This is a genomic window from Pseudomonas coleopterorum (genome assembly GCF_900105555.1).
GTDB lineage: Bacteria > Pseudomonadota > Gammaproteobacteria > Pseudomonadales > Pseudomonadaceae > Aquipseudomonas > Aquipseudomonas coleopterorum.
The window spans coordinates 2,019,418-2,045,813 of record NZ_FNTZ01000001.1 but is presented as its reverse complement, the minus strand read 5'-3'; the positions used below and the strand labels follow the sequence as shown (position 1 = coordinate 2,045,813).

The 26,396-nt window shown below is 62.6% G+C and carries 23 protein-coding genes; 13 read left to right on the top strand and 10 right to left on the bottom strand.

Annotated elements, in window-relative coordinates; all coding sequences use genetic code 11:
- Positions 1-97: 97 nt before the first annotated feature.
- The 3 genes from glgB to BLV18_RS09250 all read right to left on the bottom strand — a co-directional run bounded on the left by glgB (position 98) and on the right by BLV18_RS09250 (position 7,783).
- The gene (gene glgB, locus BLV18_RS09260; RefSeq protein ID WP_090357935.1) at positions 98-2,341 is read right to left on the bottom strand and encodes a 1,4-alpha-glucan branching protein GlgB; all 2,244 of its coding nucleotides are present in this window, start codon (positions 2,339-2,341) and stop codon (positions 98-100) included.
- Complete coding sequence (gene treS, locus BLV18_RS09255) at positions 2,338-5,661, bottom strand: maltose alpha-D-glucosyltransferase (protein WP_090357933.1); 3,324 nt, start codon at positions 5,659-5,661, stop codon at positions 2,338-2,340. Before treS ends, glgB begins: the two co-directional genes overlap by 4 nt.
- Positions 5,662-5,755: 94 nt before the next feature.
- The gene (locus BLV18_RS09250; protein ID WP_090357931.1) at positions 5,756-7,783 is read right to left on the bottom strand and encodes an alpha-1,4-glucan--maltose-1-phosphate maltosyltransferase; all 2,028 of its coding nucleotides are present in this window, start codon (positions 7,781-7,783) and stop codon (positions 5,756-5,758) included.
- A 220-nt stretch (positions 7,784-8,003) separates the two neighbouring features.
- On the opposite strand from BLV18_RS09250, the gene BLV18_RS22340 reads away from it, so the two are divergent.
- From BLV18_RS22340 to BLV18_RS09240, 3 genes are all read left to right on the top strand, one after another.
- Positions 8,004-8,168: a hypothetical protein gene (locus tag BLV18_RS22340; protein ID WP_167375923.1), complete on the top strand. Its 165-nt coding sequence runs from the start codon at positions 8,004-8,006 to the stop codon at positions 8,166-8,168.
- 104 nt (positions 8,169-8,272) lie between these two features.
- Positions 8,273-9,688 carry a GntR family transcriptional regulator MpaR gene (gene mapR / locus BLV18_RS09245; RefSeq protein ID WP_090357930.1) on the top strand — a complete coding sequence of 472 codons (1,416 nt, stop codon included), beginning with the start codon at positions 8,273-8,275 and terminating at the stop codon, positions 9,686-9,688.
- A 376-nt stretch (positions 9,689-10,064) separates the two neighbouring features.
- Positions 10,065-11,453, top strand: a complete 1,389-nt coding sequence (locus tag BLV18_RS09240; protein WP_049860144.1) for an MFS transporter — start codon at positions 10,065-10,067, stop codon at positions 11,451-11,453.
- A 53-nt stretch (positions 11,454-11,506) separates the two neighbouring features.
- Here the strand turns inward: BLV18_RS09240 and BLV18_RS09235 are convergent, their stop codons facing one another.
- Positions 11,507-12,043, bottom strand: coding sequence for a hypothetical protein (locus tag BLV18_RS09235; RefSeq protein ID WP_090357928.1), 537 nt, complete (start codon positions 12,041-12,043; stop codon positions 11,507-11,509).
- Positions 12,044-12,439: 396 nt separating this feature from the next.
- On the opposite strand from BLV18_RS09235, the gene BLV18_RS09230 reads away from it, so the two are divergent.
- The 3 genes from BLV18_RS09230 to BLV18_RS09220 all read left to right on the top strand — a co-directional run bounded on the left by BLV18_RS09230 (position 12,440) and on the right by BLV18_RS09220 (position 14,486).
- A complete protein-coding gene (locus BLV18_RS09230) occupies positions 12,440-13,735 on the top strand; it encodes an Nramp family divalent metal transporter (protein WP_090357926.1) in 1,296 nt (431 codons plus the stop codon).
- Between the two features lie 144 nt (positions 13,736-13,879).
- Entirely contained in the window at positions 13,880-14,215 is a 336-nt protein-coding gene (locus tag BLV18_RS09225; protein WP_049860141.1) for a hypothetical protein, read from the top strand.
- Between the two features lie 34 nt (positions 14,216-14,249).
- Positions 14,250-14,486 carry a hypothetical protein gene (locus BLV18_RS09220; protein ID WP_090357924.1) on the top strand — a complete coding sequence of 79 codons (237 nt, stop codon included), beginning with the start codon at positions 14,250-14,252 and terminating at the stop codon, positions 14,484-14,486.
- Positions 14,487-14,510: 24 nt separating this feature from the next.
- Here BLV18_RS09220 and BLV18_RS09215 read toward each other — a convergent pair whose 3' ends face one another.
- The 4 genes from BLV18_RS09215 to BLV18_RS09200 all read right to left on the bottom strand — a co-directional run bounded on the left by BLV18_RS09215 (position 14,511) and on the right by BLV18_RS09200 (position 17,774).
- Positions 14,511-14,741 carry a hypothetical protein gene (locus BLV18_RS09215; protein ID WP_049860139.1) on the bottom strand — a complete coding sequence of 77 codons (231 nt, stop codon included), beginning with the start codon at positions 14,739-14,741 and terminating at the stop codon, positions 14,511-14,513.
- Positions 14,742-14,905: 164 nt separating this feature from the next.
- Positions 14,906-16,324, bottom strand: coding sequence for a short-chain fatty acid transporter (locus BLV18_RS09210; protein ID WP_090357922.1), 1,419 nt, complete (start codon positions 16,322-16,324; stop codon positions 14,906-14,908).
- Positions 16,325-16,379: 55 nt separating this feature from the next.
- The gene (locus BLV18_RS09205; RefSeq protein ID WP_090357919.1) at positions 16,380-17,036 is read right to left on the bottom strand and encodes a CoA transferase subunit B; all 657 of its coding nucleotides are present in this window, start codon (positions 17,034-17,036) and stop codon (positions 16,380-16,382) included.
- 39 nt (positions 17,037-17,075) lie between these two features.
- Positions 17,076-17,774 carry a CoA transferase subunit A gene (locus BLV18_RS09200; protein WP_049860137.1) on the bottom strand — a complete coding sequence of 233 codons (699 nt, stop codon included), beginning with the start codon at positions 17,772-17,774 and terminating at the stop codon, positions 17,076-17,078.
- A gap of 129 nt (positions 17,775-17,903) precedes the next feature.
- On the opposite strand from BLV18_RS09200, the gene BLV18_RS09195 reads away from it, so the two are divergent.
- The gene (locus BLV18_RS09195) at positions 17,904-18,797 is read left to right on the top strand and encodes a LysR family transcriptional regulator (protein ID WP_090357917.1); all 894 of its coding nucleotides are present in this window, start codon (positions 17,904-17,906) and stop codon (positions 18,795-18,797) included.
- Positions 18,798-18,980: 183 nt separating this feature from the next.
- Positions 18,981-19,802 carry an aldo/keto reductase gene (locus tag BLV18_RS09190; RefSeq protein ID WP_090357914.1) on the top strand — a complete coding sequence of 274 codons (822 nt, stop codon included), beginning with the start codon at positions 18,981-18,983 and terminating at the stop codon, positions 19,800-19,802.
- 30 nt (positions 19,803-19,832) lie between these two features.
- Here BLV18_RS09190 and BLV18_RS09185 read toward each other — a convergent pair whose 3' ends face one another.
- Positions 19,833-20,366: a DUF4174 domain-containing protein gene (locus BLV18_RS09185; RefSeq protein ID WP_056842521.1), complete on the bottom strand. Its 534-nt coding sequence runs from the start codon at positions 20,364-20,366 to the stop codon at positions 19,833-19,835.
- Positions 20,367-20,399: 33 nt separating this feature from the next.
- A complete protein-coding gene (locus BLV18_RS09180) occupies positions 20,400-21,299 on the bottom strand; it encodes an EamA family transporter (protein ID WP_090357912.1) in 900 nt (299 codons plus the stop codon).
- Between the two features lie 214 nt (positions 21,300-21,513).
- Between BLV18_RS09180 and BLV18_RS09175 the strand changes: the two genes are divergently transcribed.
- The 5 genes from BLV18_RS09175 (at position 21,514) to BLV18_RS09155 (ending at position 26,352) form a co-directional block, all read left to right on the top strand.
- Complete coding sequence (locus BLV18_RS09175; RefSeq protein WP_090357910.1) at positions 21,514-21,939, top strand: 3-isopropylmalate dehydratase; 426 nt, start codon at positions 21,514-21,516, stop codon at positions 21,937-21,939.
- A 46-nt stretch (positions 21,940-21,985) separates the two neighbouring features.
- Positions 21,986-22,708 carry a GNAT family N-acetyltransferase gene (locus BLV18_RS09170; protein ID WP_090357909.1) on the top strand — a complete coding sequence of 241 codons (723 nt, stop codon included), beginning with the start codon at positions 21,986-21,988 and terminating at the stop codon, positions 22,706-22,708.
- A gap of 89 nt (positions 22,709-22,797) precedes the next feature.
- Complete coding sequence (gene ggt / locus BLV18_RS09165; RefSeq protein WP_090362158.1) at positions 22,798-24,525, top strand: gamma-glutamyltransferase; 1,728 nt, start codon at positions 22,798-22,800, stop codon at positions 24,523-24,525.
- Positions 24,526-24,672: 147 nt separating this feature from the next.
- Entirely contained in the window at positions 24,673-25,236 is a 564-nt protein-coding gene (locus BLV18_RS09160; RefSeq protein ID WP_049860130.1) for a type 1 glutamine amidotransferase domain-containing protein, read from the top strand.
- Positions 25,237-25,269: 33 nt separating this feature from the next.
- Entirely contained in the window at positions 25,270-26,352 is a 1,083-nt protein-coding gene (locus tag BLV18_RS09155; RefSeq protein WP_090357907.1) for an alkene reductase, read from the top strand.
- Positions 26,353-26,396 lie beyond the last annotated feature (44 nt).

The window sequence follows — 26,396 nt, the reverse complement described above, 5'->3', positions numbered from 1 at the left end:
GAAGCGCAGACTTGAAAGTGCAGGATTGGTAGCGCAGCAGGCAGTGTGAACGGCCGATAAAAAAGGGGCTTCTTGAAGAAGCCCCTTTTCGTTGGCATCAGCCCTGGATATCGGCTCGAGTAGGACGCAGGATCAGCACGCCCAGCGGTGGCAGATTGAGGGTGATCGAGTGCGGCTGACCATGGCTGCCCTCCTCGCTGGCAAACACCTTGCCGCCATTGCCGTAGTTGGAACCGGCGTATTGCTCCGCATCGCTGTTGAGGAGCTCTTCCCACTCACCGCCAAACGGTATGCCCACGGTGTAGCTCTCGCGTGGCACCGGGGTGAAGTTGGCGACCACCAGTACCGGCTCGCCGCTAGCGCTCCAGCGCAGCCAGGCAAAGACGCTGTTGGTGGCGTCATCACCGATGATCCACTGGAAGCCTTCAGGCTGGCAGTCCTGCTGGTGCAGGGCCGGGACGTCGCGGTACAACCGATTCAAGTCGGCGACCAGCTGCTGCACACCCGAGTGCTCCGAATACTGCGTGAGGTACCAGTCCAACTGATGGTCGTGGTTCCACTCGCGCCACTGGCCGAATTCGCAGCCCATGAACAGCAGCTTCTTGCCCGGGTGGGTCCACATGAACGTCAGGTAGGCCCGCAGATTGGCGAATTGCTGCCAACGGTCGCCCGGCATCTTGTCGATCAGCGAATGCTTGCCGTGCACCACTTCGTCATGGGAGATCGGCAACACGAAGTGCTCGGAGTAGGCATACACCAGACCAAAGCTCAGTTGGCTGTGGTGATGCGGCCGGTGGATCGGGTCGTTCTGGATGTAGTTGAGCGTATCGTGCATCCAGCCCATGTTCCACTTGTAGTCGAAGCCCAGGCCACCCTCTTGGGTCGGCTGGGTGACACCCGGCCATGCCGTGGATTCTTCGGCAATCACCATGGCACCCGGTGCCTCCTGTTTCACCACATCGTTGAGGTGACGCAGGAACGCGATGGTTTCCAGGTTTTCTCGACCGCCGTATTGATTGGGAATCCATTCGCCGGCCTTGCGCGAATAGTCGCGGTACAGCATCGACGCCACGGCATCCACACGCAGCCCGTCGATATGGAAGTGCTTGAGCCAATGCACAGCGGACGCGATCATGAAACCGTGGACTTCAGTGCGGCCCAGGTTATAGATCAGCGTATTCCAATCCTGGTGAAAGCCTTCCAGCGGGTTGTCGTACTCGTACAGCGCCGTGCCATCGAAGCGCGCCAGACCGTGTTCGTCGGTCGGGAAATGCGCAGGTACCCAGTCGAGTATCACGCCGATTTCGGCTTTGTGGCAGGCATTGACGAATGCCGCGAAGTCTTCCGGTGTGCCATAGCGAGCCGACGGTGCGAATTGGGACAGCGGCTGGTAGCCCCACGACCCACCGAACGGATGCTCCATGATCGGCAGCAGTTCGATGTGGGTGAACCCCATCTTCTGCACGTAGGGGATCAGGCGCTCCGCCAATTCGTGCCAGTTGTACGGACGAACCACTTCACCCGCTTCATCGAGTTCGCACATCCACGAACCGGCATGCAGCTCATAGATAGACTGCGGCGCACCGATGGCGTGACGTTCGGCACGAACGTCGAGCCAGGCGTCATCGTCCCAGGCAAACTGCATCGGCTTGGCCACTCGCGACGCGGTCGACGGCGGCAGCTCGGTGCACAGCGCGATGGGGTCGGCCTTCAACGGCAAGATGCCGTGCTGCCCGAGAATTTCGTACTTGTACGGCTCCCCCGGTTGCAGCGCCGGGATGAACAGTTCCCAGACCCCAGATGGAAAGCGCTGACGCATCGGATGGCGACGGCCGTCCCAGACGTTGAAGTCGCCAACCACCGAAACGCGCTTGGCGTTGGGTGCCCAAACGGCAAAGCGGGTGCCCTGGACACCGTCGATCTCGATGAACTGCGCACCGAATACGCTGCCCAGGTTGCGGTGCTTGCCCTCGGCAAACAGATAGATGTCCATGTCGCCCAGCAAGTTGCCGTAGCTGTACGGATCTTCACTGACCTGCACACCACCGGCCCACTGCACGCGCAGCAGGTACGGCTGGCTTTGCTCGATGTGGCCGGTGAACAGGCCAGGGACATCGCCCTGGTCGAGCGTGGTCAACGGATGACCACCGTCCTTGGCCAGTACCTGTACGCTCAATGCGGTCGGCAAATAGGCACGGATGTAGCTGCCCGTGCCACCGTCGCTGTGGGCACCCAGAACCGAGAACGGATCGGAATGATCGGCACGGATCAGCGCCTCGATATCGGCTTTTGCCGGCAACGCGCCAACATCACGCTTGCCCTGTTCGCTGTGCGCACTCATTGCTTATTCTCCCTCGTACTCAAGAGCCCGAACAGTCCGTGCAAGGGCACGGCCAACCAGCTCGGGCGATTCTCCGCTTCATAAGCGATCTCGTAGGCAGCCTTTTCAAGGCTGAACAAATCCAGTGCAGCGCGGGCACCCTCAGGGTTCTGCCACTGATGGGGCACGGCCTGGGTCGCCAGGTCATAGGCGCCGATGAAGGCTTGACGGGCTTCTGCCAGGTAACGCTTGGCCACGCGCTGACGCGCCAGCGCCGCTTCATCGGAGGCGTCCGTGCTCTGGACATTGCGCACGGCCATGGCCGCCGCGTAGTCAAAGGAGCGCAGCACGCCGCCGACGTCTTTGTAAGGGCTGTATTTGGCTCGACGCTCTTCGAGGGGCCGAGCCGGCTCGCCTTCGAAGTCGATCAGGTAGGCATCGCCCTGCACCACCAGCATCTGACCCAGGTGCAGGTCGCCGTGCACACGCATGATCAAGCCACCGATGGCCTGCTGGCTGAGTTGCTGCACATGGGCCAGCAGCGTCTCGCGCTCGCTCAACAGTTCGGCCACCAGAGCCTGATCCTGCTCGGCGAAATCGGCGCGACGCTGTTCGAGCAGGTTCAGCGCCCGTTCGACCTGGCTGGAGATACTCGCGGTCCAGCTCTGAGCGTCTTTCTCGGTGCTCACGCGGGCCAGGAAATCAGCCTGCGCACCGGGTGCGGCCAGGGCCACATGCATCTCGCCCAGGCGTTGGCCCAACATGGCGGCAAAGTCGGCCAGTTCGCCCAAGGCGTCGTAGCGCTGGCCCTGCTCGGCATGGGCGAAGGCCATTTCATCGCGAATGGCGCGTTCGAGGTTGTTCTGGGTCCACTCCCAAGCATCTCCCTGATTGTTCAGGTAGCCCTGGGCAATCATCAACAGGTGCGGGGTGCCGCTGGCATCTACACGGCTGACCGAGCCCATCAGAGGCGAAATATTGGCGTAGCCGGCAGCGGTCAGGTAGGCGCCCATCTCAAGCTCGGGGTGAATGCCGCCACTCACGCGACGGATCATCTTCAACACCAGGCTACCGCCGACCACCACCGAACTGTTGGACTGCTCGGCCGACAGGTAGCGGATGACCGAGCTCTGGTCCAGCTTCAACGCTGCCAGGTGATCGGTGGCCTGAAAGCGGATCTCGCCTTCGGCGCTGGACAACGTCTTCTGCACCTGCAGCCCTTCGATCACCGAATGGATGAAGCTTTCCAGCACAAAGGCATCGGTGATCAAGCCGACTTCACGGCCGCGTCGAACCCGCGACAGCGCCAGTTGCAACGGCAGCGGCGAACCGCTGTGGTCTTCGGGGATGAAGCCGAAAGGGAACTGGTAGCGGCTGGTCTGCCCACCGGCTGTGACTTCCAGCTCGCTGAACAGCACCGGATTCTGCGCGGTGCCGAAGCGCACGCCATAGGCGATGCGCAGGTTGTCGATGGCAACGTCCTTGCCACCGAACCAGCGGCGCTTGGGCAGGTACTGCATCAATGACGTGTGTTCCAGAGTGCTGCGCGACGGCTCGTCGAGCAACTCCTCCATCCGTTGTTTCAACACCAGGGTCTGGAAGTCAGGCATGCTTTGGGCCGGTTCGACGTGCCAACTCGGCATCTGGGTTTCGCTGGCCAGCAGGAACCAATAGAAGCCGTAGGGTGGCAAGGTCAGCAGAAAATTCAGCTGACCGATGGGTGGGAAGGCGCTGCCACCGAGCATTTCCACCGGCACCATGCCGGCGTACTGGGACAGATCCAATTCAGCCGCTTGGGCGGCACGCGAGACGTTGGCGACACACAACACGATCTCGGTCTTGCCATCGCTACCGGTGTATTCGCGCACGTAGGCAAGAATGCGTCGGTTGGTCGGCGTGAGCATGGTCAGACTGCCCCGGCCGAACGCTTTCTGCTGGCGGCGCACGGCGAGCATGCGCCGGGTCCAGTTGAGCAGCGAGTGCGGATCGTTGGCCTGGGTCTCGACGTTGACCGACTGGTAGCCATACAGCGGATCCATGATCGGCGGCAATACCAGGCTGGCCGGGTCGGCGCGGGAGAAGCCGCCGTTACGGTCGATCGACCACTGCATCGGCGTGCGCACGCCGTCCCGATCGCCCAGGTAGATGTTGTCGCCCATGCCGATTTCGTCACCGTAATACAGGGTCGGTGTACCGGGCATGGACAACAGCAGGCTGTTGAGCAGCTCGACGCGGCGGCGGTCCCGTTCCAGCAGCGGCGCCAGGCGACGACGAATGCCGAGATTGATCCGCGCGCGGCTGTCGGCGGCGTAGTAGTTCCACAGGTAGTCGCGTTCACGATCGGTGACCATTTCCAGGGTCAGTTCATCGTGGTTGCGCAGAAAGATCGCCCATTGGCAGTTGGCCGGGATCGCCGGAGTCTGACGCAGGATGTCGGTGACCGGAAACCGGTCTTCCTGGGCCAGCGCCATGTACATGCGCGGCATCAGCGGAAAGTGGAAGGCCATGTGGCATTCGTCGCCGTCGTCGCCCTTCGCCTCGCCGAAATACAGCTGGGTATCTTCCGGCCACTGATTGGCTTCGGCCAACAGCATGCGATCGGGGTAGTTGGCATCGATCTCGGCACGGATCTGCTTGAGCACCTGATGGGTCTCGACCAGGTTCTCGTTGTTGGTGCCGTCACGCTCGATCAGGTACGGAATGGCATCCAGGCGCAGGCCGTCGATGCCCATGTCCAACCAGTAGCGCATCACATCGATGACCGCTTTCATCACCTGCGGATTGTCGAAATTCAGGTCGGGCTGATGGGAATAGAACCGGTGCCAGAAATACTGACCGGCTACAGGATCCCAGGTCCAGTTGGACTTTTCGGTGTCCAGAAAGATGATCCGCGTGCCGTCGTATTTCTCGTCGCTGTCGGACCACACATAGAAATCGCGGGCCTTGGAGCCTTTCTTGGCCTTGCGCGCACGCTGGAACCACGGGTGCTGGTCGGAAGTGTGGTTGATCACCAGTTCGGTGATTACTCGCAAGCCACGCTTGTGCGCCTCGTTGATGAAGCGACGGGCGTCGGCCAGGGTGCCGTAGTCCGGGTGCACGGCCTTGTACTCGGCAATGTCATAGCCATCGTCGCGACGCGGCGAGGGGTAGAATGGCAACAGCCAGATGGTGTTGACGCCCAGATCGGCAATGTAATCGAGTTTGGCGATCAACCCCGGAAAGTCACCGATGCCATCGTTGTCGGAGTCGAAGAACGACTTGACGTGGACCTGATAGATAACCGCATCCTTGTACCAGAGCGGGTCATCGATGAACGCTTGCGACCGAGGCTTTTTCGCCATTGGTGTTTCCCTGTCTTGAGCGGCTAGGCCACATTGAGTGCAACGTGTGGCCGGGAGTGCAACGTACAGCGAGGGTGCAGCGCGAGACGAGTATTCACACCTCGACGCGCGTGAGCCTCCAGATACCGAACGGCTGGTAGCCGGGGTCGATCCGCATGAACTGGGTCTTGCCATGCCACGTCCAACGGTGCCCGGTCATCAGGTCTTCGCCATTGGTGGATGCATTGTCGTCCAGCCCCAGCTCCCACAATGGCAGCTCGAAATGGGCTTCCTGAACGTTGTGCGGATCGAGGCTGACCGCGACCAGTACATAGTTGCTGCGGTCAGCCGTGCGCTTGCCGAAATACAGGATGTTGTCGTTGTAGCATTGAAAGAACTCGACGCCCAGATGTGTTTGCAGCGCCGGGTTCTGACGACGGATACGGTTGAGCTGGGCAATCTCGGCAATGATGTTGCCCGGCGCGGTGTAATCCCGTGGTCGGATCTCGTATTTCTCCGAGTCCAGGTACTCTTCCTTGCCGGGGATCGGCGCCGATTCACACAGTTCGAAACCCGAGTACATGCCCCACAGGCCCGAGCCCATGGTCGCCAGCGCGGCGCGGATGAGGAACCCGGCGCGGCCGCTGTCATGCAGGAAAAACGGGTTGATGTCCGGCGTATTGACGAAGAAGTTCGGCCGGTAGCAGTGGGCCCAGGGTGCCTGGTTCAACTGAGTGAAATAGGTGGTCAGCTCAGGCTTGCTGTTGCGCCAGGTGAAGTAGGTGTAGCTCTGGGAATACCCGACCTTGCCCAGGCGCGCCATCATCGCAGGCTTGGTGAACGCCTCGGCCAGGAACATCACGCTGGGGTCCTTGCTGCGGATGTCGGCAATCAGCCATTGCCAGAACGGCAGCGGCTTGGTGTGCGGATTGTCGACGCGGAAGATCTTCACGCCCTCCTCGACCCAACCCCAGACCACATCGCGCAGCTCGGTCCACAGACCCGGCACGGCATCGGCTGCGTAAAAATCAACGTTGACGATGTCTTGGTATTTCTTCGGCGGGTTTTCCGCGTAGCGGATGGTGCCGTCCGGGCGCCAGCTGAACCAGCCCGGATGTTCCTTGAGCCACAGGTGATCCTGCGAACACTGGATGGCGAAATCCAGGGCGATTTCCAGACCGTGCTCGGCAGCAGCGGCCACCAGTGCGCGGAAGTCTTCGCGGGTACCCAATTGCGGGTGAATGGCCTCGTGTCCGCCTTCGGCGCTGCCGATGGCATACGGGCTGCCGGGATCGTCCGGGCCTGCAGTCAGGGAGTTGTTCGGGCCCTTGCGGTGCGCACGGCCGATCGGATGGATCGGCGGGAAATACAGCACGTCGAAGTTCATGTCGCGAATCATCGGCAGACGGCTGTGCACGTCATTGAAGGTGCCATGGCGCGCCTTGTCGTCGGTGATCGAACGCGGGAACAGCTCGTACCAGCTGGCAAACTGCGCCAGTTCCCGTTCCACGTCCAGAGGGAATTCGATGCTGGTGCACAGGAAGGCTCGATGGTCGGCCAGGGACATCAGCGCCTGGGTATCACGCTGCAACAGCAGCGCAACCTTGGCGTCCAGATCCAGCCCCTGCAGTTCATCGTGAAGCTGACGCAGCTGGCGCGCCAGGGTGTCCTGGCTGCGCGCAGCGGCCTGTTCGAGGTGCAGGCGACCTTCTTCCAGTTCGAGCTCGATGGTGACGCCGGCGGCGAATTTCTTTTCCAGCTCGTAACGGTAGCTGGCGAACTGGTCGATCCAGGCATCGATGCAGTAGGCATAGGTGCCGACGCTGTCGATGAGCAACTCCGCTTCCCAGCTGTCGTTGCCCAGCTCGCGCATGGTCGTGCTGTGCCAGGTATCGGAGCCGGCCTCGTGCCAACGCAGTACCACGGCCAACTTGTCGTGGCCATCGGCATAGACCTTGGTGCTGACCGTGACGGTCTGGCCAACGATGGCCTTGACGGCGAACTGTCCACCGTCGATGGCAGGCTGAGTGTCTTCGATCACGATCCGTGGCAGCAGCAGCGCCTGGGACAGGCTCAGCACGTGGTCTGGCGTCTGTACATCGGTCGCGTTCTGGTCCGTCGGGATAGTCTGATCAGCCGTCATCGAGCCTTGCTCCTGTGCGTCGCCTGGACGCTGTTGTGCTTGTGCAAGCGGTGAAGTGAATCGGGTTTTTCAATCGCTTAGGTTCGGAGCCGGGCCGGGTGGGAAAGTTCATATGCTTTTGCAGCTTCAGCGTCCTCGCCAGGGAGCCAAATGATGCGCCGTGGTGTCCACCGCAGGCACTACTCTTCCTCCTTGTCCTTCACTTTGCAGAGGTAGCGCCATGAGCCTTCCACTTCCCCCCGGAACCCCCGATCCCAACATCGACCAGCCCAACCTGCCACCGTCATCGCCCAGTGATGAACCCGAGGGCGTGCCCGTGCTACCCACGGTACCACCCACACCGGTTGGCGACCCACCGACCGACCCTGTGCCTCTGCAAGGCTGAAACATCGCCGACAGCAGGCAGACGGTGCCCGTCACGTCTGTCGGCTGTGCGCGGGGCCGTCCAGGTGGCATAGTACAGACCTGCCCAAGACCGCCAGGCCGGTAATGAAACGCTACGAGACATTTGCCGCCCACATTGCCGAGCTGATCCGCACCGGCGTGCTCAAGCCCGATGAGCGCGTACCTTCAGTGCGTCATGCCAGCCAGACCCAGGGCATAAGTCCTTCGACGGTGTTCCAGGCGTACTACCTGCTCGAGCGCCGAGGCCTGATTCGCGCCCGGCCCCGCTCGGGTTACTTCGTCAATGCGCTGGCCGAGCGTGCTCTGCAAGAACCCCAGGTGGAAACGCAGACACTGGCGGAGTCGACCGATGTCGACGTCAGCGAACTGGTGTTCTCCATTCTCGATTCGATCAAAGACCCGGACACGGTCGCCCTGGGTTCGGCATTCCCCAGCCCCGAGCTGTTTCCCCTGCCGCGTCTGGCCCGCTCTCTGGCCAGCACCAGCCGCGCCATGCATCCGCGCGAAACGGTGACGGATCTGTCGCCCGGCAGTCCGGAGCTGCGGCGGCAGATCGCCTTGCGCTACAACATCGCCGGGATGACCCTGCCGGTCGAAGAGTTGCTGATCACCAACGGCGCGCTGGAAGCATTGAACCTGTGCCTGCAGGCGGTGACCGAGCCGGGTGACATGGTAGCCATCGAAGCACCGGCCTTCTATGCCTGCCTGCAAGTGCTGGAGCGCCTCAAGCTCAAGGCCGTGGAGATCCCCACTCATCCGCGCGAGGGGCTCGATGTGGATGCCCTGGCCAATGCCCTGCAACGCCTGCCGATCAAGGCCTGCTGGTGCATGCCGACCTTCCAGAACCCGGTCGGCGCGAGCATGCCCGACGCACGCAAGCGTCAATTGGTGGAGCTGTTGCACCAGCACCAGGTGCCGTTGATCGAGGACGACGTGTACGCCGAGCTTTACTTCGGCCAGCACGCGCCACGCCCGGCCAAGGCGTACGACCGCGACGGCTGGGTGCTGCATTGCGGTTCGTTCGCCAAGAGCCTGGCACCGGGCTATCGCATCGGTTGGGTGGCCGCCGGACGCTTTGCGCAGAAGGTCGAGCGGTTGAAGATCATGACCTCGATCTGCGCATCGGTACCGGGTCAGGCGGCGATCGCCGATTATCTGCAGCACGGTGGTTACGACCGCCATCTGCATCGGTTGCGCGATGCGCTGCAAAGCCAGCAACACGCGATGATGGCGGCGATCGCGCGGTATTTTCCCGAAGAGACGCGAGTGAGCCGCCCCGACGGCGGTTATTTTCTCTGGCTCGAGCTGCCGCCGCGGGTCGACTCTTTGCAGTTGTTCCGGCTCGCACTGGCGCAAGGCATCAGCATCGCACCGGGGCCGATCTTTTCGGCCAGTGGCCGTTTCGGCAACTGCATTCGGCTGAATTACGGCACGCCGATGGACAAGGTGCAATTGGCGGCCATGCAGACCCTGGGCAACCTGGTCCGGGAGTTGGCCTGACCCACGGCGGCGTCCGCCGACGCGGCTTGCACCGCTTGTGGACCGCCGACAAATGTGTGCGATCAGCGGCTACAATACCAAGCAAGCTAGGCAATGAGAGCGACCGCCGGGGCGCCGCTCAGCCATGGGCGAACCGCTCTAGACCGGCACTTTCGATTGAAACACGGAGTCACTTGGGGCAGTCTTGCTCGCAGAATGAACGGATCCTCTCTGCAACCCGCGTGTGCCGCCGTATTGACACTCATTCGACGCCACTGCTAAACATTAACTACCCAGTTAGTTTTGCCTCTTCCCCGCGCTCGCAAGCTTGCCTGCCAGGGGTAGAAACGAAGCCAACGGTTCCAATGCTTCATAATAAAAACAACGGAGACACAGCATGGCGCATGCTCAGTCAGAATCGCACGGCTCGCAGCAAACCAAGAAGGCCACCGCCAGCGGATGGGTCGGTTCCGCCCTGGAATACTACGACTTCTTCATCTATGCCCAAGCCGCGGCGCTGATCTTCCCGCAGATCTTTTTCCCCAACACCGACCCCAAGGTCGCCATCGTTGCCTCGCTGGCCACCTACGGCGTGGGCTATGTTGCCCGCCCCATCGGTGCGTTCTTCCTGGGCCACTGGGGCGATACGCGCGGCCGCAAGAACGTCTTGCTGCTGTGCATGTTCCTGATGGGGTTCGCCACCATGGCCGTGGGCCTGCTGCCGACCTACAGCCAGGTCGGCCTCTGGGCACCGGCCATGCTGGTGGTGCTGCGTTTGATCCAAGGCTTCGCAGTGGCGGGGGAAATCTCCGGGGCCAGTTCGATGATTCTCGAACATGCGCCCTTCGGCAGACGAGGCTACTACGCCAGTTTCACCTTGCAGGGCGTACAGGCCGGGCAGATCTTCGCTGCGGCGATCTTCCTCCCCCTGGCCTACTTCATGCCGGATGAAGCGTTCAACTCGTGGGGCTGGCGGATTCCGTTCCTGCTCAGTGCCGTGGTGCTGATCGCCGGCTATATCATCCGTCGCGAAGTCAATGAAACCCCGGCTTTCGAAACTGTGGAAGCGCGCGCTGCCATCCCCAAATCCCCGGTCGTCGAGGCGTTCAAGCACAGCTGGCGCAACATGGGCCTGGTGATGTGCATGGCGCTGATGAACGTCATTCCGGTAGTGGCCACCATCTTCGGCGCGGCTTACGCCGTGCAACCGGCCTACGGCATCGGTTTCGCCAAGAGTGTGTACCTGTGGATTCCGGTGGTCGGCAACATCGTCGCGGTGTGCGTGATTCCCTTCGTGGGCAACCTCTCCGACCGCATCGGCCGTCGTCCGATGATCATCGGTGGCGCGCTGAGCTCGGGCATTCTGTCGTTCTTCTACCTGTATGCGATCAGCATCCACAACGTGCCCTTGGCGTTCGGCATGTCGATCCTGATGTGGGGCGTGTTTTATCAGGGCTACAACGCGGTGTTCCCAAGCTTCTACCCCGAGCTGTTCCAGACCCGCTATCGCGTGTCGGCCATGGCCATCTCGCAGAACGTCGGCACCCTGATTACCGCCCTGTTGCCCGCCCTGTTCGCGGCGATGGCACCGCCCGGCTCCACCAACATTCCCATGGTGGTCGGCTCGCTGGCCCTGGGTGTGTGCTGCATCGCAGCGCTGGCAGCGTTCACCGCCAAGGAGACCTACCGCATCCCCATGGCTGATCTGGGCAAACCCGATGCTGCGGCGGTGGATTCCCAGGAATACGAGCGCAGTCGTCAGCAGGCGATAAGCTCGGTGCGTTGATCCGCTGACCCGCTACACCCGAAGGCCCCTGCAATCGCAGGGGCCTTCTGCATTCAGCCACCTGGATTGGTGTACTGGGCATATACGGCGAAAACCCCGAGTATCGCCCACAGCACGCTGAACAGAAACGGCGACCTCATCGAGAACATCAATGCCCCGCGCCAGCGTTTCTCGTTCGACTCGCGCTCGCTGAACAGCGGTGATTCGTCATAGGCCGCGCCCATGGCCGGCTCGCTGTCGAGCAGTTGGCTCTGCTTGAAGTGCCAGTGATCGATGATGTCGTAGGCCGAACGAATGCCTGGCCAGGCATGCAGCGAACTGACCAGACCGAACAGCGCCAACAATGGCGGCACGACCAGGGTAAAAAGCTTGCCCCACTCCGGGTTCAGGTTGGCCATGGACGACGCGTAGGCGATGACCAGGAACGACTGCGCGGAGAGGTAGGCGTCGGTGCGGTTGGAAAGGATGGAGGTTTCGTACTGGATTTCCTTGCGGTAAAAGTCCAGACGGTCCTTGGGGGTACCGAACATCAACACATCGGCCTTGGCATCGGCCGGGGGCGTTGCGTCATCGACGATGATCTTCGACATGGGTGCATTCCTCTTGCGCTAAGGCTCATAAGAAGGCCATTCGTCCTGTTGGTTCAGCCGCTTCCGATAGGACCGCGGTCCTTCAGGTCCACCGCATGCGCCCCCGACGCGGCTCGAGAACACCGTTGACCCCGTCCAGATCGCGAACCCCTGTAGCAGCGGCGCGAGCCGCGTCCGGCATCACCGCGTTCCTTCAGGCACACCGCATGCACCGCCGACGCGGCTTGCGCCGCTGCTACAGGAGTTCGCGAGGGCCACCGGCACACGCAGAAACATCTGCGAACGCAGGGAAACATCCACTTACACCTTTTGCAACTCGTCAGGTCATATGACATCCTAACTCATGCTTGAATAACCCACTGTTCCATCCACAAAAACAACAAAGGGAATTCACCCATGACGAGTACCCACTCGCTCGAAAAGAAGGCGGCCGCCCCCACGACTCGCCTGGGCAGGCTCGCCAAGATCGTCGGACCGGGCATCATTGCCGTCCTGTCCTGGCTCGGCGCAGGCGACCTGATCACCTCCTCCGTGGCCGGCGCCAACTATGGCTACGCGATGATGTGGGTGCTGGCGGTGTCGCTGCTGCTCAGATTTCTCATCGTCAACATCATTGCCCGCTTCCAGCTGTGCAACAACCAGGGCATGACCATCCTGCAGGGCTACGCGCAACTGCACCCCTTCTTCGCCTGGTTCATGCTGGGGTACGCCCTGATCATGGGTCACCTGACCAATGCGTACATGATCAAGGGCGCTGGTGAAGCACTGGCTACCCTTCTGCACATCAATCAGCCGTTGCTCGCTTCCTTGGCCGTGGTACTGGGCGTGTGGCTGCTGGTGGGTCGCAACATCTACTCGCTGATCGAAGGCGTCATGAAAGGCTTGCTGGCCCTGATGACCCTGGCGTTCATGGCGCTGGCGATCATGTCCAAACCCGATGTGGGCGGCATCCTGGCCGGAACCATCGGTTTCAGCATTCCGCCGGATGAAGGCGTGCACGGTGCCCTACTGGTAGCCGTTTCGGTGATCGGTGCGGTGGCCGGTTCGATCGCCAACTTCGTGCACCCCTACGTGATGCGCCAGAAAGGCTGGGTCGGCCCGGAACACAAGCGCATCCAGCGCAACGACCTGCTGTTCGCGGTGTTCGTCGGGATCATCATCAACCTGGCCATCTGGGTGGTCGGCGCGGAAATCCTGCGTCCCAACGGGATCGAAGTGAAAACCCTGGACGACCTGGGCGCGGCGCTGCAGATGTTCTTTGGCACCGGCGGCTGGTTGATCTTTTTCGTCGGCGTGTTCGCCACCCTGTTCGCCAGCATCGCCGGCAAGACGACCGCCTTCCCCATGCTGATCACCGATGCCTTCCAGCACATCCGTCCCGAGCGTCGCGAGAAGTATGGCAAGGAGTTCCATCACGACCCGATGCACAAGTGGTTCCTGCTGTTCATCCTCGTCACGCCGCTGGTGTGGTCGCTGCCGGGCATGCCTGACTTCGTCACCCTGACCATCGGCGTGAATGCGCTGAACATCATCGGCCTGCCGGTGATCTCCCTCGGCCTGCTGATCATGTCCAACCAGAAGAAGTTGCTTGGCAACTACCGCAACAACTGGTTCGAGAACATCGCCCTGGGCTTCGCCACCATCCTCGCCGTATGGGTCGCCTTCCAGCTGGGCTCGCAACTGCTCGCCTGACCCTGCCACTGCGGACTGTGTCCGCAGTGCGCCTTTCCCGGCCGACGCTTATTTATCGGGCATGCCGTTCGTCGGCACGCGGGCACCACTGACGTGTGCCCGCAGCCCAATACATGACGCATTCACACGAACAAGGAGAGCTCCATGAAAAGCCTGAAACGCATCAACGCAGCCCTGTTGGCAGGTCTGCTGGCCGCCGCTGCCGTACCGGCCATGGCCGACAACAGCACCGGTCCGACCAACCCCGCCGCCAAAGGCACCGTGCCCTCGGCCGTAGGCGTACCGTCCGGCACTGGCACCAACATGCCCAATGGCAACACCGATGGTTCCAGCGCGCCGCGTGACGGCACCAGCACTCAGATCAAGCCACAGAACACCGGCAACCCGGAAGGCAGCTCCATGGGCGGCGCGGTGACCAAGCCAGAATCCGGCAGTCATGACATGGGTGACGGGACTGGCTCTGAAGGCGGCAAGCTCTGATTGACCCTGCACGCTTGAGCCTAGGGAGAATGATATGAGCGAACACAAGACACCTGCGCCAAACGATGTCGACCGTGACACCGGCAGTGCGGCCAACGCCACGCCCAACGACCCGGCGCTTGACCCCGCTATCCGTACTGATTCCAACGATCCAACCACAGCCGAAGGCAATCGCTTCAGCCCGGGCTTCAAGTCCGAGCCGGAAGTCGATCCTTCGACCAGTGCGGACGATAAGGAAACGGACGCCGATATCGACACCACCGGCGGCTGATCGCCGCTCCCCTTCGAAGGCCGCTCAGCGGCTGATGCGGCTGCGCTCGTTGCGTACGTCGAAAATCAGCTGCCGTGCGGCCTCCGAGCTGATCAAACCCTGCTCCCTGAACCTCTCGACCTTGCCTATGATCTGCACTGCAGCCTGATCCAGGTCTCTGGAAGCGGCGGTGTGCAGATTGCGAATCTCTCGAAAGATGATCTGATCCACGGGTTCATTCTGCTCGGTATCCCCGCCCGCGCCGTTATCAAGCATTTCCACATCTCCCTGCATCGGTTCACGATGGGGGGGCGTCCAGCCTGTCCCCCATTCAACCTAGATGTGTACCCCGAGCAGCCTTGGGTGTGCAAGGGCCGCCATGGAATCAATTGCCCGGCGGAAGGATATTCCCGATCAACGTAGGGCCGATCAGAGGTGCGTCAAGGTGCCATGGGTGGGATGTAGGTCAACGTTGTCCCCAGCGCCCAGAGCAGGAACAGCACCAGCGGCGCGTGTACCAGCAGTTGCACGAACGAGAAGCCGATCAGGTCGCGTGCCTTCAGGCCCAACACACCCAGCAACGGCAGCATGTAGAACGGGTTGATCAGGTTCGGCAAGGCTTCGGCGGCGTTGTAGATCTGCACCGCCCAGCCCAGGTGGTACTGCAACTCGTTGGCCACCTGCATGACGTAGGGCGCCTCGATGATCCATTTGCCCCCACCCGACGGGATGAAGAATCCCAACACCGCCGAATACACGCCCATGAGCATCGCATAGGTATCGTGGGAGGCGATCTGCACGAAGAAGGTCGAGATGTGGTGAGCCAGGGTCTGCGCGTCGCCGCCCTTGACCGTGGTCATGATCGCGGCGATGGAGCCGTACAGGGGAAATTGAATCAGCACACCGGTGGTCGTCGGCACGGCACGCGCCACGGCATCGAGAAAGCTGCGCGGGCGCCAGTGCAGCAGCAGGCCGAGCATGATGAACAGGAAGTTATAGGTATTGAGCCCCGAGATGGCCGTAATCGCCGGCTTGGTGGAGAACTCGTGGAACAGCCATCCTGCGGCGAGCAACACCAGGAAGATAGTGATCAGCGGACTGTATTCCAGCCATTCGCCCGGTCGGCTGCGCTTGCTCAGCGGCGGGAGGCTGAAAGCCGGGTCGACGCCGCAGGCCTGGGCATCACGGGCCGAGTTCGGGCCGGGCGCGGTGGCATAGGCGACCACCAGCGAGACCACTACCAGCGCCAGCAGCAGTACGCCTGATTGCCAGAGGAAAATGGTTTGGGTGAACGGGATGACACCGGTGATGGACAAGATGGATGGCGGCAGGCTGGCCGGATTGGCCTGCAACTGCGCCGCCGACGATGACAGGCCCAGGGCCCAGACCGCGCCCAGACCCAGGTACGCTGCAGCGCCGGCGGCGCGATAGTCCATGCGCAGATCGGTGCGGCGCGCCAGCGCGCGCACCAACAGGCCGCCGAACACCAGGGACAGCCCCCAGTTGAGCAGCGACGCCACCATGGAGATCAACGCCACCCAGGCCACTGCCGAGCGTCCATTGCGCGGGATGCGCGCCAGCCGGTCGATGAGTTTCACGGCGGGCGGCGAGCTGGCGACGACGTAACCGCCGATCACCACGAAAGCCATCTGCATGGTAAAAGGAATCAGGCTCCAGAACCCGTCGCCGAACGCAGTGGCCGTGGCCGTCGGCGTGCCGCCGATGGCCAGCGCGCCCAATGCGACCAGCAGCACCGCCACGGCGGCGAATACGTAGGAGTCGGGGAACCAGCGCTCGGCCCAGCTCGAACAGCGCAGGGCGAAGCGAGCGTAGCGGCTCTCTTCCAGGTGTGCGGACATGGTGGTGTTTCCTTGTTTTTATAGTTGGAGAGCTGCAGGTGTTGGCAGGAAGTTTTCAGAAACTCATTTCGATTACATCGTCGACAATGATCAGCTTGCCGGCCGTTTTCGCCTTGATTTCATCGATGCTGACGCCAGGCGCGCGCTCCTTGAGGATGAACGCACCGTCTTCGATCTCGAGATAAGCCAAGTCGGTCAGCACCTTGCGAATGCAACCAGCGCCGGTCAGCGGCAGCGTGCAGACGGGCAGCAGTTTCGACTCGCCGTCCTTGGACGCGTGGGTCATGGTGACGATGATGTTCTCCGCACCGGCCACCAGGTCCATGGCCCCACCCATGCCCTTGACCAGCTTGCCGGGGATCATCCAGGAGGCGATGTTGCCCTGCACGTCCACCTCGAAGGCGCCGAGCACGGTGAGGTCGACATGGCCGCCGCGAATCATCGCGAACGACTGCGCCGAGTCGAAGATGGAGGCGCCCAGGCGCGCGGTCACGGTCTGTTTGCCGGCATTGATCATGTCGGCGTCGACGGTAGCCTCGGTAGGGAATTCGCCCATGCCGAGCAGGCCATTTTCCGATTGCAGCATCACGTCGATGCCAGGTGGCACGTAGTTGGCCACCAGGGTCGGGATGCCGATGCCCAGGTTCACGTAGTAACCGTCCTGCAGTTCGCGCGCCACGCGCTGGGCCATCTGTTCGCGGGTAAGTGCCATGGAAAAAACCTCGTGGGAAACAGCGCAGAAAGGAAACGATCAGGCCTTGAGCGTGCGCTTCTCGATGCGCTTCTCGAAGGTGCCTTGAATCACCCGGTCGACATAGATGCCTGGCGTGTGGATATGCTCGGGCAACAGCACGCCCGGCTCGACGATCTCTTCGACCTCGACCACGGTGATGCGCCCGGCACTCGCGGCCAGCGGATTGAAGTTCTGTGCGGTATGACGATAGACCACGTTGCCGAAGTGGTCGGCCTTCCAGCCTTTGACGATGGCGAAGTCGCCGGTGATGGCTTGTTCCAGAATGTACTGGCGGCCATTGAATTCGCGCACTTCCTTGCCTTCGGCAATCGGTGTGCCGTAGCCGGTAGCAGTGAAAAATGCGGGGATGCCAGCGCCTCCAGCGCGCATCTTCTCGGCCAGGGTGCCTTGAGGGGTCAACTCGACTTCCAGTTCGCCATCGAGCAACTGCCGCTCGAACAGCGCGTTTTCGCCCACGTAGGAGGCGATCATCTTGCGGATCTGCCGGTCTTCGAGCAGTACGCCCAGACCGAAACCGTCGACGCCGCAGTTGTTGGACACGACCGTGAGATCGCGCACGCCCAGCCGCTTGATCTCGGCGATCAGGTTCTCTGGAATGCCGCACAGGCCGAAGCCGCCGGCCAATACCGTCATGCCATCGCGCAGGCCATCGAGCGCCTGTGCGTAGGTTGCCACTCGCTTATCGAGTCCAGCCATGATCGTTCGCCTTTTATTGTTTGTCATGGCGCCGTCCGTGCCGCGACGGCGTGGGTGCAGGTATCTTCTCCCCACACGGCTAATTTGTTAATTTTGTTTTTCTTCGGTATTGATTGGTTTTCCAAATAGATGAACGTCAAACAGCTCCGCGCCTTTCTCGCCGTGGCCCAGGCCCTGAGCTTTGCCCAGGCGGGCGAAAAGTTGCACCTGTCCCAGCCTGCGCTGAGCCTGACCATAAAGGGTCTGGAAGAAGACCTGGGCGGCGCGCTGCTGATCCGTACCACGCGCAGCGTCAGCCTGACGCCCGAAGGCGAAGCCCTGCTGCCGCTGGCCCGACGCCTGCTGGCGGATTGGGACAACACCGAGGAGTTGCTGCGCCAGCACTTCACCCTGCAATTGGGCAAGGTGTCCATCGCGGCCATGCCGTCGTTCGCCGGCAACCTGTTGCCTGGGGCCCTGCGGATCTTTCGCGACCGCCATCCACGGGTCAATGTCGCCGTACATGACGTGATCAACGAACAGGTGGTGGAGATGGTTCGTCACCGCCGCGTGGAGCTGGGCATCGGCTTCGAGCCGGAAAGCACCTCGTCCCTGGTGTTCACGCCCTTCTACACCGACCGCTTCGTGGCCGTGGTGCCGGCCGATTCGTCGCTAGCCGAGCAACCGGTACTGACGTGGGCAACCCTGCTGGCCCATGATTTCATCGCGCTGCAGCGACCTTCCGCGGTCCGCCTGCTGCTGGAAAGCGCCGTCAGCGAGGAGCACGGCAAGTTGGCGGTGGCGTTCGAAAGTCACCAGTTGAGCACCATCGGGCGCATGGTCGCCCATGGCCTGGGCGTCAGCGCGGTACCGGCCCTGTGCATCGAGCAGATGCACGAGCTGGGGGCGCGCTGTGTGCCGCTGGAGTCGCCCAGCGTCGAGCGCCGAATCGGTCTGATGCGCTTGCCGGACCATAAGCTTTCGGCCGCCGCACACGCGCTCATGGAGGTGCTGCTGGAGCACACGGTCCACCGTCGCCAATGACCCTGTCACCCGACGGTTTGAACCGCAGCCCGATGACACTGCCCAACCCACAGGCTCTGTGTAGCAGCGGCGCGAGCCGCGTCGGCGGTCTCCGCGGTATTGTGACCCACCGCGTCGAGGCCGGACGCGGCTTGCGCCGCTGCTACAGGGCGCTCAATTCCTTTTCCATCGAGGAGCATTGTGATGAACAGCATCGATCTGGCCGGCAGGCCGGTTCCACGCATTGGCCAGGGCACCTGGCGCATGGGCGAAGACCCGGCCCGTGCCCGGCAGGAAATTGCCGCGTTGCAGGAAGGCATCGACCTGGGCCTGACCTTGCTCGACACCGCCGAAATGTACGGTGAAGGCGGCTCTGAAAAAATCGTCGGCCAGGCCATCCAGGGTCGCCGGGACCAGGTCATGCTGGTTAGCAAGGTCTACCCGCACAACGCCAGCCTCAAGGGCATGGCGCAAGCCTGCGAGCGCAGCCTGCAGCGCATGCAGGTGGAGCACATCGACCTGTACCTGCTGCACTGGCGTGGTCAGTACCCGCTGAGCGAAACGGTGGACGCCTTCGAGCGTCTGCGTGAGCAGGGCAAGATCGGCGCCTGGGGCGTGTCGAACTTCGATGTCGATGACATGATCGAGCTGAACGATGAACGCTGTGCGACCAACCAGGTGCTGTACAACCTGGAAGAGCGCGGCATCGAGTTCGACCTGCTGCCCTGGTGTGCCGAGCGGGCAATGCCGGTGATGGCTTACTGTCCGATTGCCCAGGGCGGCCGCTTGCTCGACCAACCGGCATTGCGCCAGGTTGCGCAGCGCCACGGGGTGACGCCGGCGCAAGCCTGCCTGGCCTGGGTCATTCGCCGTAAAGGGGTGATCGCCATCCCCAAAGCCTCCACAGCCGAACATGTGCGCCTGAACGCCGCCGCCCTGCACGTCAAACTCGATGCCGAAGACTTCGCCGCGCTGGATCGAGCCTACCCGGCACCGCAACGCAAGCAGCGGCTCAACATGGTCTGAAGCCGCCGCGTGCCGCCGACCGAGGCGCCGTCAATCGTCCAGCGGTTGCGGCGCCTTGCTCGGTTTCGCGGCCTTGGCGGGCTTGTTCGTCGGTTCCTGCGCGGCGGCTGCGACCGGGGCTGGCGCATTGGCCTCCTTCTCGGCTGCGGGCAATTGATCGATGGTACTGAACAACTGCGCAGGCTCGACGTAGCCGGATTGTTCGAGCTTTTTCTCGCCATCCTTGCCCAGCAGCACGAACTTCTGACTGGAACCGGCGCCCAGCTTCAAATCACGGATCAAGGACATGGTCGCCTGCGGGTCGAGGTCCTTGCCGTCACGCTGGCCGATGGTATTGATCACGGTGTAGAGCACCATCCCGCGCTGCTTGAAGCCGTCGCGGTTGGCGGGCTCTTCCAGCGCCTTGCGCAGTTTCAGCAGGTTGGGATCCACCGAACTCGGGGCGATCACCACCAACGGCCGGGCCCGTCCACGGTCCTGGGCCAGGGGGCTATCACCGTCGGCGGCCAGCAGCGGCGCGGCGAAGGCGAACAGTGAGGCGAGGGTCAGCGACCGGATCATCATGCTCCATCTCCTTGACGTATCGATGGCCCATCATTACAGAGATTTCGCCCCCGTGCGAGCCGGGGCCAGGCGCGCGATCAGGCTGCCGCCGAACACGTTGATCACCAGCCCCACCATCACCAGCGCACCACCCCACCACTGCAAGGCGCTCAGCCGCTCGCCGAGAATCCAGGCCGAGGAGCTCAAGCCCACCACCGGTACCAGCAACGAAAACGGTGCCACCTTGCCCGCCGGATAACGCGACAGCAGCTTGCTCCACAGGCCATAACCCAGCACCGTAGCGATCGCGGCCAGGTACACGAGGCTGCCGATGGACTTCCAGCCGATGCCCAGCAGCGACCGTTCGATCAGCGCCGGCCCTTCCAGCCACAGCGACAGCGCGAAGAAGGGCAGCGGCGGAATCAGCGCGCCCCAGATCACCAGCGCGACCAGGTCGATATTGCCGAAACGGCGGGTAATGATGTTGCCCATGGCCCACATCGAGGCTGCGCACAGGGTCAGCAGTACGGCCACCAGTGGCGTGGCCTGATCGCTTTCCAGGCCGATCATCGCCAGCCCGCCTGCCGCGACCAATAGCCCCACCACGCTGGCTGCACGCAGGCGTTCGCCGATGAACAGCGCGGCGAAGAACAGCGTGAAGAACGCTTGGGATTGCAACACCAGCGAGGCCAGGCCCGCAGGCATGCCGTTGGCCATGGCCTCGAACAGAAAGGCGAACTGCCCCAGTGAAATGGTCGCGCCGTAGGCGATCAGCCAGCGCAGCGGCAGGTTCGGACGGCGAATGAAGAACACCGCGGGAATCGCCACCAGGGTGAAGCGCAGGCCGCCCAGCAGCATGGGTGGCAGGCCGTCGAGGCCGTAACGGATCACCACGAAATTCAAGCCCCAGACGACGATCACGATCAAGGCCAACATCAGGTCTCTAGGTGCCACGGTACCTCCACAGGTTCAGGTCAGTCCGCTCGGGGCAGCCGATCCCCCACGGGGTGGCGACTGCACGGGTCAGCCGGATCATTCTTGCCCATCGCAGCCCCTGACGGGAACCTGTTTCAAAACTTTTCTGAATAGGCTCGGCCTGGGTAGCGTTCCGTGCGAGCCCCAGCTTGAGCTAGAGTGCAATCACAATGCCATTTCAGGGGGTCCGTCGATGCGCGTGTTCTGGGTAATGCTGATTGCAGTGGGCTTGTCGGGTTGTACCTCGTTCCGCGCCGATTCGGAGCATCTCAAGGCTGTCCCGGCAGATCGTTTGTCAGCCTGGCAACAGCCCTTGACGCCGTCGAGCGAACTGGTGGTGGACCGCGACATCGGCATCATGGGCGGCGGCTGCTACGTCGCGCTGCTGATCGACCGCGAGCCGGCGGCGTTGATGGCCGTCGGCGAGGTGGCCACCTTTCACCTGCCGCCTGGCGAACACATCGTCGGCATCACCACTGACAAGCAAGGTGGCATGCTCTGCAGCAAGGGCCGTCTGAACCGCGAACTGCGCCTGCAGGCCAACCCAGGCGAGCGCCAGCACCTGCGTATCGTCAGCGAAGCCAAGAGCGGATTCGGTATCGTTCCGGACCCGCGCTGATTGCGTCGACACACCTTCTCCCCCGCTGATCTGATCAGGAGTCGCCATGCCCAACCAGCCTCTGCACCATAACGCACATCAGCAGCCCATCGGCCACCCGCTGCCCGACTGGACCGCGCGCCCCCGCCCGGCCCATGCGGTGATCGAAGGCCGCTATTGCCGCCTTGAGCCCTTGAACGTCGCGGCCCACGCCGAGGATCTGTTCCAGGGCTATTGCCAACAGAGCGACGGCAGCGACTGGACTTACCTGCCCGTCGGACCGTTCGCCGACCTCGACAGCTATTGCACTCACCTGCAAACCGCGGCAGCCAGCCAGGATCCGCAACACTGGGCGGTGATCGATCTGCGCAGCCAACGGGCCGTGGGCACGCTGGCCTTGATGCGCATGGACCCGGCCAATGGCGTCATCGAAGTGGGCCATGTGACCTTCTCGCCGTTGATGAAACGCACCCCGGTGTCGACCGAAGCGCAGTACTTGCTGATGCGCCTGGTGTTCGATGAGTTGGGCTACCGGCGCTACGAATGGAAATGCGATGCCTTGAACGCGCCCTCGCGAAAGGCCGCCGAACGCTTGGGCTTCAGCTTCGAAGGCATCTTTCGCCAGGCACTGGTGTACAAGGGCCGCAACCGCGACACCGCGTGGTTCTCGATCATCGACAGCGAATGGCCAGCGCGGCGCGCGGCATTCGAACGCTGGCTGGCGACGGAGAACTTCGACGGGTCGGGCCAACAATTGACCGCATTGACCGCCTGTCGCCAGCAGGATTGAGAAACCCGGCTATCCTTGCGACTGGCGAAATGAATCGCCTTGTTGCTCACCACCTGCAGCTCCTCATTCACAAAAAAGAGAGCCGACGCTTGAAACTCGAACCCTTGCCAAAGTCGCTGATCGCCGTTGCGTTCGCGCTGGCCCCCACCTGTTTGTTCGCCGCCTCCCCCGCCCCCGCCGCCGCGCAGAACGGCATGGTCGTCACCGCGCAGCAGCTGGCCACCCACGTTGGCGTGGACGTGCTCAAGGACGGCGGCAATGCCGTCGACGCTGCCGTCGCCGTGGCCTACGCCCTGGCTGTGGTCTACCCGGCCGCCGGCAACATCGGCGGCGGTGGCTTCATGACCCTGCAGATGGCCGATGGGCGCAAGACCTTTCTGGACTTTCGCGAGAAGGCCCCACTGGCCGCCACCCCGGACATGTACCTGGACAAGGCCGGCAACGTCATCGAAGGCCTGAGCACCGACGGCCACCTGTCGGTGGGCATTCCTGGCACCGTTTCGGGGATGGAACTGGCCCTGCAGAAATACGGCACCTTCAAGCGCGCCGACCTGCTCGCGCCAGCCATCAAGCTGGCCGACGAGGGCTTCACTCTCGGTCAGGGCGACGTCGACCTGCTGGAAACCGCCACCGAGGATTTCCGCAAGGACAGCCAGGATTCGGCGAAGATCTTCCTCAATCAGGGTCAGCCGTTCAAGGCCGGTGACAAGCTGGTGCAGAAGGATCTGGCACGCACCCTGCGGGAGATTGCCGACAAGGGCAACGCCGGTTTCTATCAAGGCTGGGTGGCCAAGGCCATCGTGGATTCGAGCCAGGCCGGCAAGGGCATCATTACCCAGGCCGACCTCGACAAGTACAAGACCCGCGAGCTGGACCCCATCGAGTGCGACTACCGCGGCTACCACGTGATCTCCGCGCCACCGCCCAGCTCGGGCGGCGTGGTCATCTGCCAGATCATGAACATTCTGCAGGGCTACCCCATGGCCGAACTGGGCTATGGCTCGGCGCAGGGCATGCACTACCAGATCGAGGCCATGCGCCACGCCTATGTGGACCGTAACAGCTACCTGGGCGACCCGGACTTCGTCAAGAACCCCATCGCTCACTTGCTCGACGCCAACTACGCGACGAAGATCCGCAACAGCATCTTGCCGAACAAGGCGGGTGTCTCGGCCGAGATCAAACCGGGCGTTGCGCCCCATGAAGGGAGCAATACCACCCACTACTCCATCGTCGATCAGTGGGGCAATGCGGTTTCGGTCACCTACACCCTCAATGGCTGGTTCGGCGCACGGGTCATGGCCAGCGGCACCGGCATCCTGCTCAACGACGAGATGGACGACTTCACCTCCAAGGTCGGCGTCGCCAACATGTACGGCCTGGTGCAGGGCGAAGCCAACGCGATCGCGCCCTACAAGACGCCGCTGTCGTCCATGAGCCCGACCATCGTCACCAAGGACGGCAAGCCGGTGATGGTGGTCGGTACGCCCGGCGGCAGTCGAATCATCACCGCGACCTTGCTGACCATGCTCAACGTCATCGACTACGGCATGGACATCCAGCAGGCGGTCAATGCGCCACGCTTCCACCAACAGTGGATGCCCGACGTGACCAACCTGGAACACTTCGCCATCAGCCCGGACACGCGCAAGATCCTCGAGAGCTGGGGGCACAAGTTCGGCGAGCCACAGGACGCCAACCACCTGGCAGCGATCCTGGTCGGGGCGCCTTCACTGGGTGGCAAGCCCGTCGCCAACAACCGCTTCTACGGTGCCAACGACCCGCGCCGCAACACCGGCCTCGCCGAAGGCTATTGAGCCAATGAACACGCGGTCGGGCCCGTGCATGGGCCTGACTGCGTGCACCACCGGTTAACGATCCACCTGAACTTTCCATTTTCCTCCGCGCTCAGATTTTTTGATCGCCTGGTACGCCAGGCCTTAACTGACCCGAGGAAGATCCACATGGCTACCCAACTGCAAGGCAAGAAAGTCCTGTTCATCACCGCCAACACCGGCATCGAGCGTGACGAACTGCTCAAGCCCGTCGAAGCGCTGCGTGCAGCCGGCGCCACCGTGACCCACGCTTCCAGCGAAGGCGGCACCGTACAGACCTTCCAGCAGGACACCGAGAAAGATCGCACTGTTGAGTCCGACAGCAAGATCCAGGGCCTGAGCGCCAGCGACTTCGACGCCCTGGTCATTCCAGGCGGCACCGTCAACGCCGACACCCTGCGTCAGGACACCGATGCCCAGCACCTGGTCAAGGCTTTCGCCGATGCAGGCAAAGTGGTCGCTGCCATCTGCCACGGCCCATGGCTGCTGATCAACGCCGGCGTGATTCCCGGCAAGACCCTGACCTCCTACCCCAGCGTCAGCCTCGACCTGACCAACGCCAAGGCCGCAGGCTGGGTCGACCAGGAAGTCATGCAGTGTGGTGCCAACGGCTGGACCCTGATCACCTCGCGCACTCCTGACGATATCCCTGCGTTCAATGACGCCATCATCAAGGCCCTCGGCGCAGCCTGAGCCGCCCTTCCACTCACAGATCAGGGAGCCTAGATGCCTTCTCTATTCGATTCGATCCAGGTTGGCGAGCAGCAGTTGCCCAATCGGATCCTCATGGCCCCGCTGACACGCGGCCGCGCCACCCGCAATCACGTACCCACCGACCTGATGATCGAGTACTACACCCAGCGCGCCAGCGCCGGGTTGATCATCACCGAAGCGACCGGCATCACCCAGGAAGGCCTGGGCTGGCCCTACGCGCCAGGCATCTGGAGCGACGAGCAGGTCGAAGGCTGGAAGAAGATCACCGCCGCCGTGCATGAAGCCGACGGGCGTATCGACCTGCAGCTGTGGCACATGGGCCGCATCGTCCACCCCAGCTTCCTTGGCGGTGCACAGCCGGTTTCGTCTTCGGCGACGACTGCGCCAGGACACACCCATACCTATGACGGCAAGCAACCCTACGTGGAAGCCCGGCCGTTGGGCATCCATGAGATCCCGCGGTTGCTGGACGACTACGAGCACGCCGCGAAGAACGCCATGCGCGCCGGCTTCGATGGTGTACAGATCCATGCCGCCAACGGCTACCTGATCGACCAGTTCCTGCGCGACAACAGCAACTTCCGCGACGACGCCTATGGTGGTTCGGTAGAAAACCGGATTCGCCTGTTGACCGAAGTCACCCAGCGGGTTGTCGACACCATCGGTGCCGAACGCACCGGCGTGCGCCTGTCGCCCAACGGCGATTCGCAAGGCGTCAACGACAGCGATCCGGAAACCCTGTTCTCCGCCGCTGCCGCTGCGCTGGACAAGATCGGCATCGCCTATCTGGAGCTGCGCGAACCGCCATTCGATGGCACCTTCGGCAAAGCCGATCGCCCGCCGGTGCACCCGGTGATCCGCAAGGCCTTCAGCCGTACCCTGGTGCTCAATTCCGACTACACCCACGAAAAAGCGCAGGCTGCGCTGGACGCCGGTGAAGCCGATGCGATCGCCTTCGGTCGGCCGTTCCTGGCCAACCCGGACTTGCCCCATCGGTTCGCCAAGGGGCTGCCGCTGAACAAGGACGTCATGGAAACCTGGTACAGCCAGGGTCCGGAAGGCTATGTGGATTACCCCACGGCCGACGAGCAGTAAAGCGGACACGGGGGCTTCGGCCCCCGGTGTTTTTTGGACATTGT

Coding starts and splice junctions, on each gene's coding strand:
- BLV18_RS09155 (WP_090357907.1), top strand. CDS start 25,270: ATGCCTTCTCTATTCGATTCGATCCAGGTTGGCGAGCAGCAGTTGCCC.
- BLV18_RS09185 (WP_056842521.1), bottom strand. CDS start 20,366: ATGATGATCCGGTCGCTGACCCTCGCCTCACTGTTCGCCTTCGCCGCG.
- mapR (WP_090357930.1), top strand. CDS start 8,273: ATGAAACGCTACGAGACATTTGCCGCCCACATTGCCGAGCTGATCCGC.
- BLV18_RS09190 (WP_090357914.1), top strand. CDS start 18,981: ATGAACAGCATCGATCTGGCCGGCAGGCCGGTTCCACGCATTGGCCAG.
- BLV18_RS09210 (WP_090357922.1), bottom strand. CDS start 16,324: ATGTCCGCACACCTGGAAGAGAGCCGCTACGCTCGCTTCGCCCTGCGC.
- BLV18_RS09240 (WP_049860144.1), top strand. CDS start 10,065: ATGGCGCATGCTCAGTCAGAATCGCACGGCTCGCAGCAAACCAAGAAG.
- BLV18_RS09220 (WP_090357924.1), top strand. CDS start 14,250: ATGAGCGAACACAAGACACCTGCGCCAAACGATGTCGACCGTGACACC.
- treS (WP_090357933.1), bottom strand. CDS start 5,661: ATGGCGAAAAAGCCTCGGTCGCAAGCGTTCATCGATGACCCGCTCTGG.
- BLV18_RS09175 (WP_090357910.1), top strand. CDS start 21,514: ATGCGCGTGTTCTGGGTAATGCTGATTGCAGTGGGCTTGTCGGGTTGT.
- BLV18_RS09205 (WP_090357919.1), bottom strand. CDS start 17,036: ATGGCACTTACCCGCGAACAGATGGCCCAGCGCGTGGCGCGCGAACTG.
- BLV18_RS09200 (WP_049860137.1), bottom strand. CDS start 17,774: ATGGCTGGACTCGATAAGCGAGTGGCAACCTACGCACAGGCGCTCGAT.
- BLV18_RS09250 (WP_090357931.1), bottom strand. CDS start 7,783: ATGACGGCTGATCAGACTATCCCGACGGACCAGAACGCGACCGATGTA.
- BLV18_RS09170 (WP_090357909.1), top strand. CDS start 21,986: ATGCCCAACCAGCCTCTGCACCATAACGCACATCAGCAGCCCATCGGC.
- BLV18_RS09160 (WP_049860130.1), top strand. CDS start 24,673: ATGGCTACCCAACTGCAAGGCAAGAAAGTCCTGTTCATCACCGCCAAC.
- BLV18_RS09235 (WP_090357928.1), bottom strand. CDS start 12,043: ATGTCGAAGATCATCGTCGATGACGCAACGCCCCCGGCCGATGCCAAG.
- BLV18_RS09230 (WP_090357926.1), top strand. CDS start 12,440: ATGACGAGTACCCACTCGCTCGAAAAGAAGGCGGCCGCCCCCACGACT.
- BLV18_RS09225 (WP_049860141.1), top strand. CDS start 13,880: ATGAAAAGCCTGAAACGCATCAACGCAGCCCTGTTGGCAGGTCTGCTG.
- BLV18_RS09215 (WP_049860139.1), bottom strand. CDS start 14,741: ATGCTTGATAACGGCGCGGGCGGGGATACCGAGCAGAATGAACCCGTG.
- glgB (WP_090357935.1), bottom strand. CDS start 2,341: ATGAGTGCGCACAGCGAACAGGGCAAGCGTGATGTTGGCGCGTTGCCG.
- BLV18_RS09195 (WP_090357917.1), top strand. CDS start 17,904: ATGAACGTCAAACAGCTCCGCGCCTTTCTCGCCGTGGCCCAGGCCCTG.
- BLV18_RS22340 (WP_167375923.1), top strand. CDS start 8,004: ATGAGCCTTCCACTTCCCCCCGGAACCCCCGATCCCAACATCGACCAG.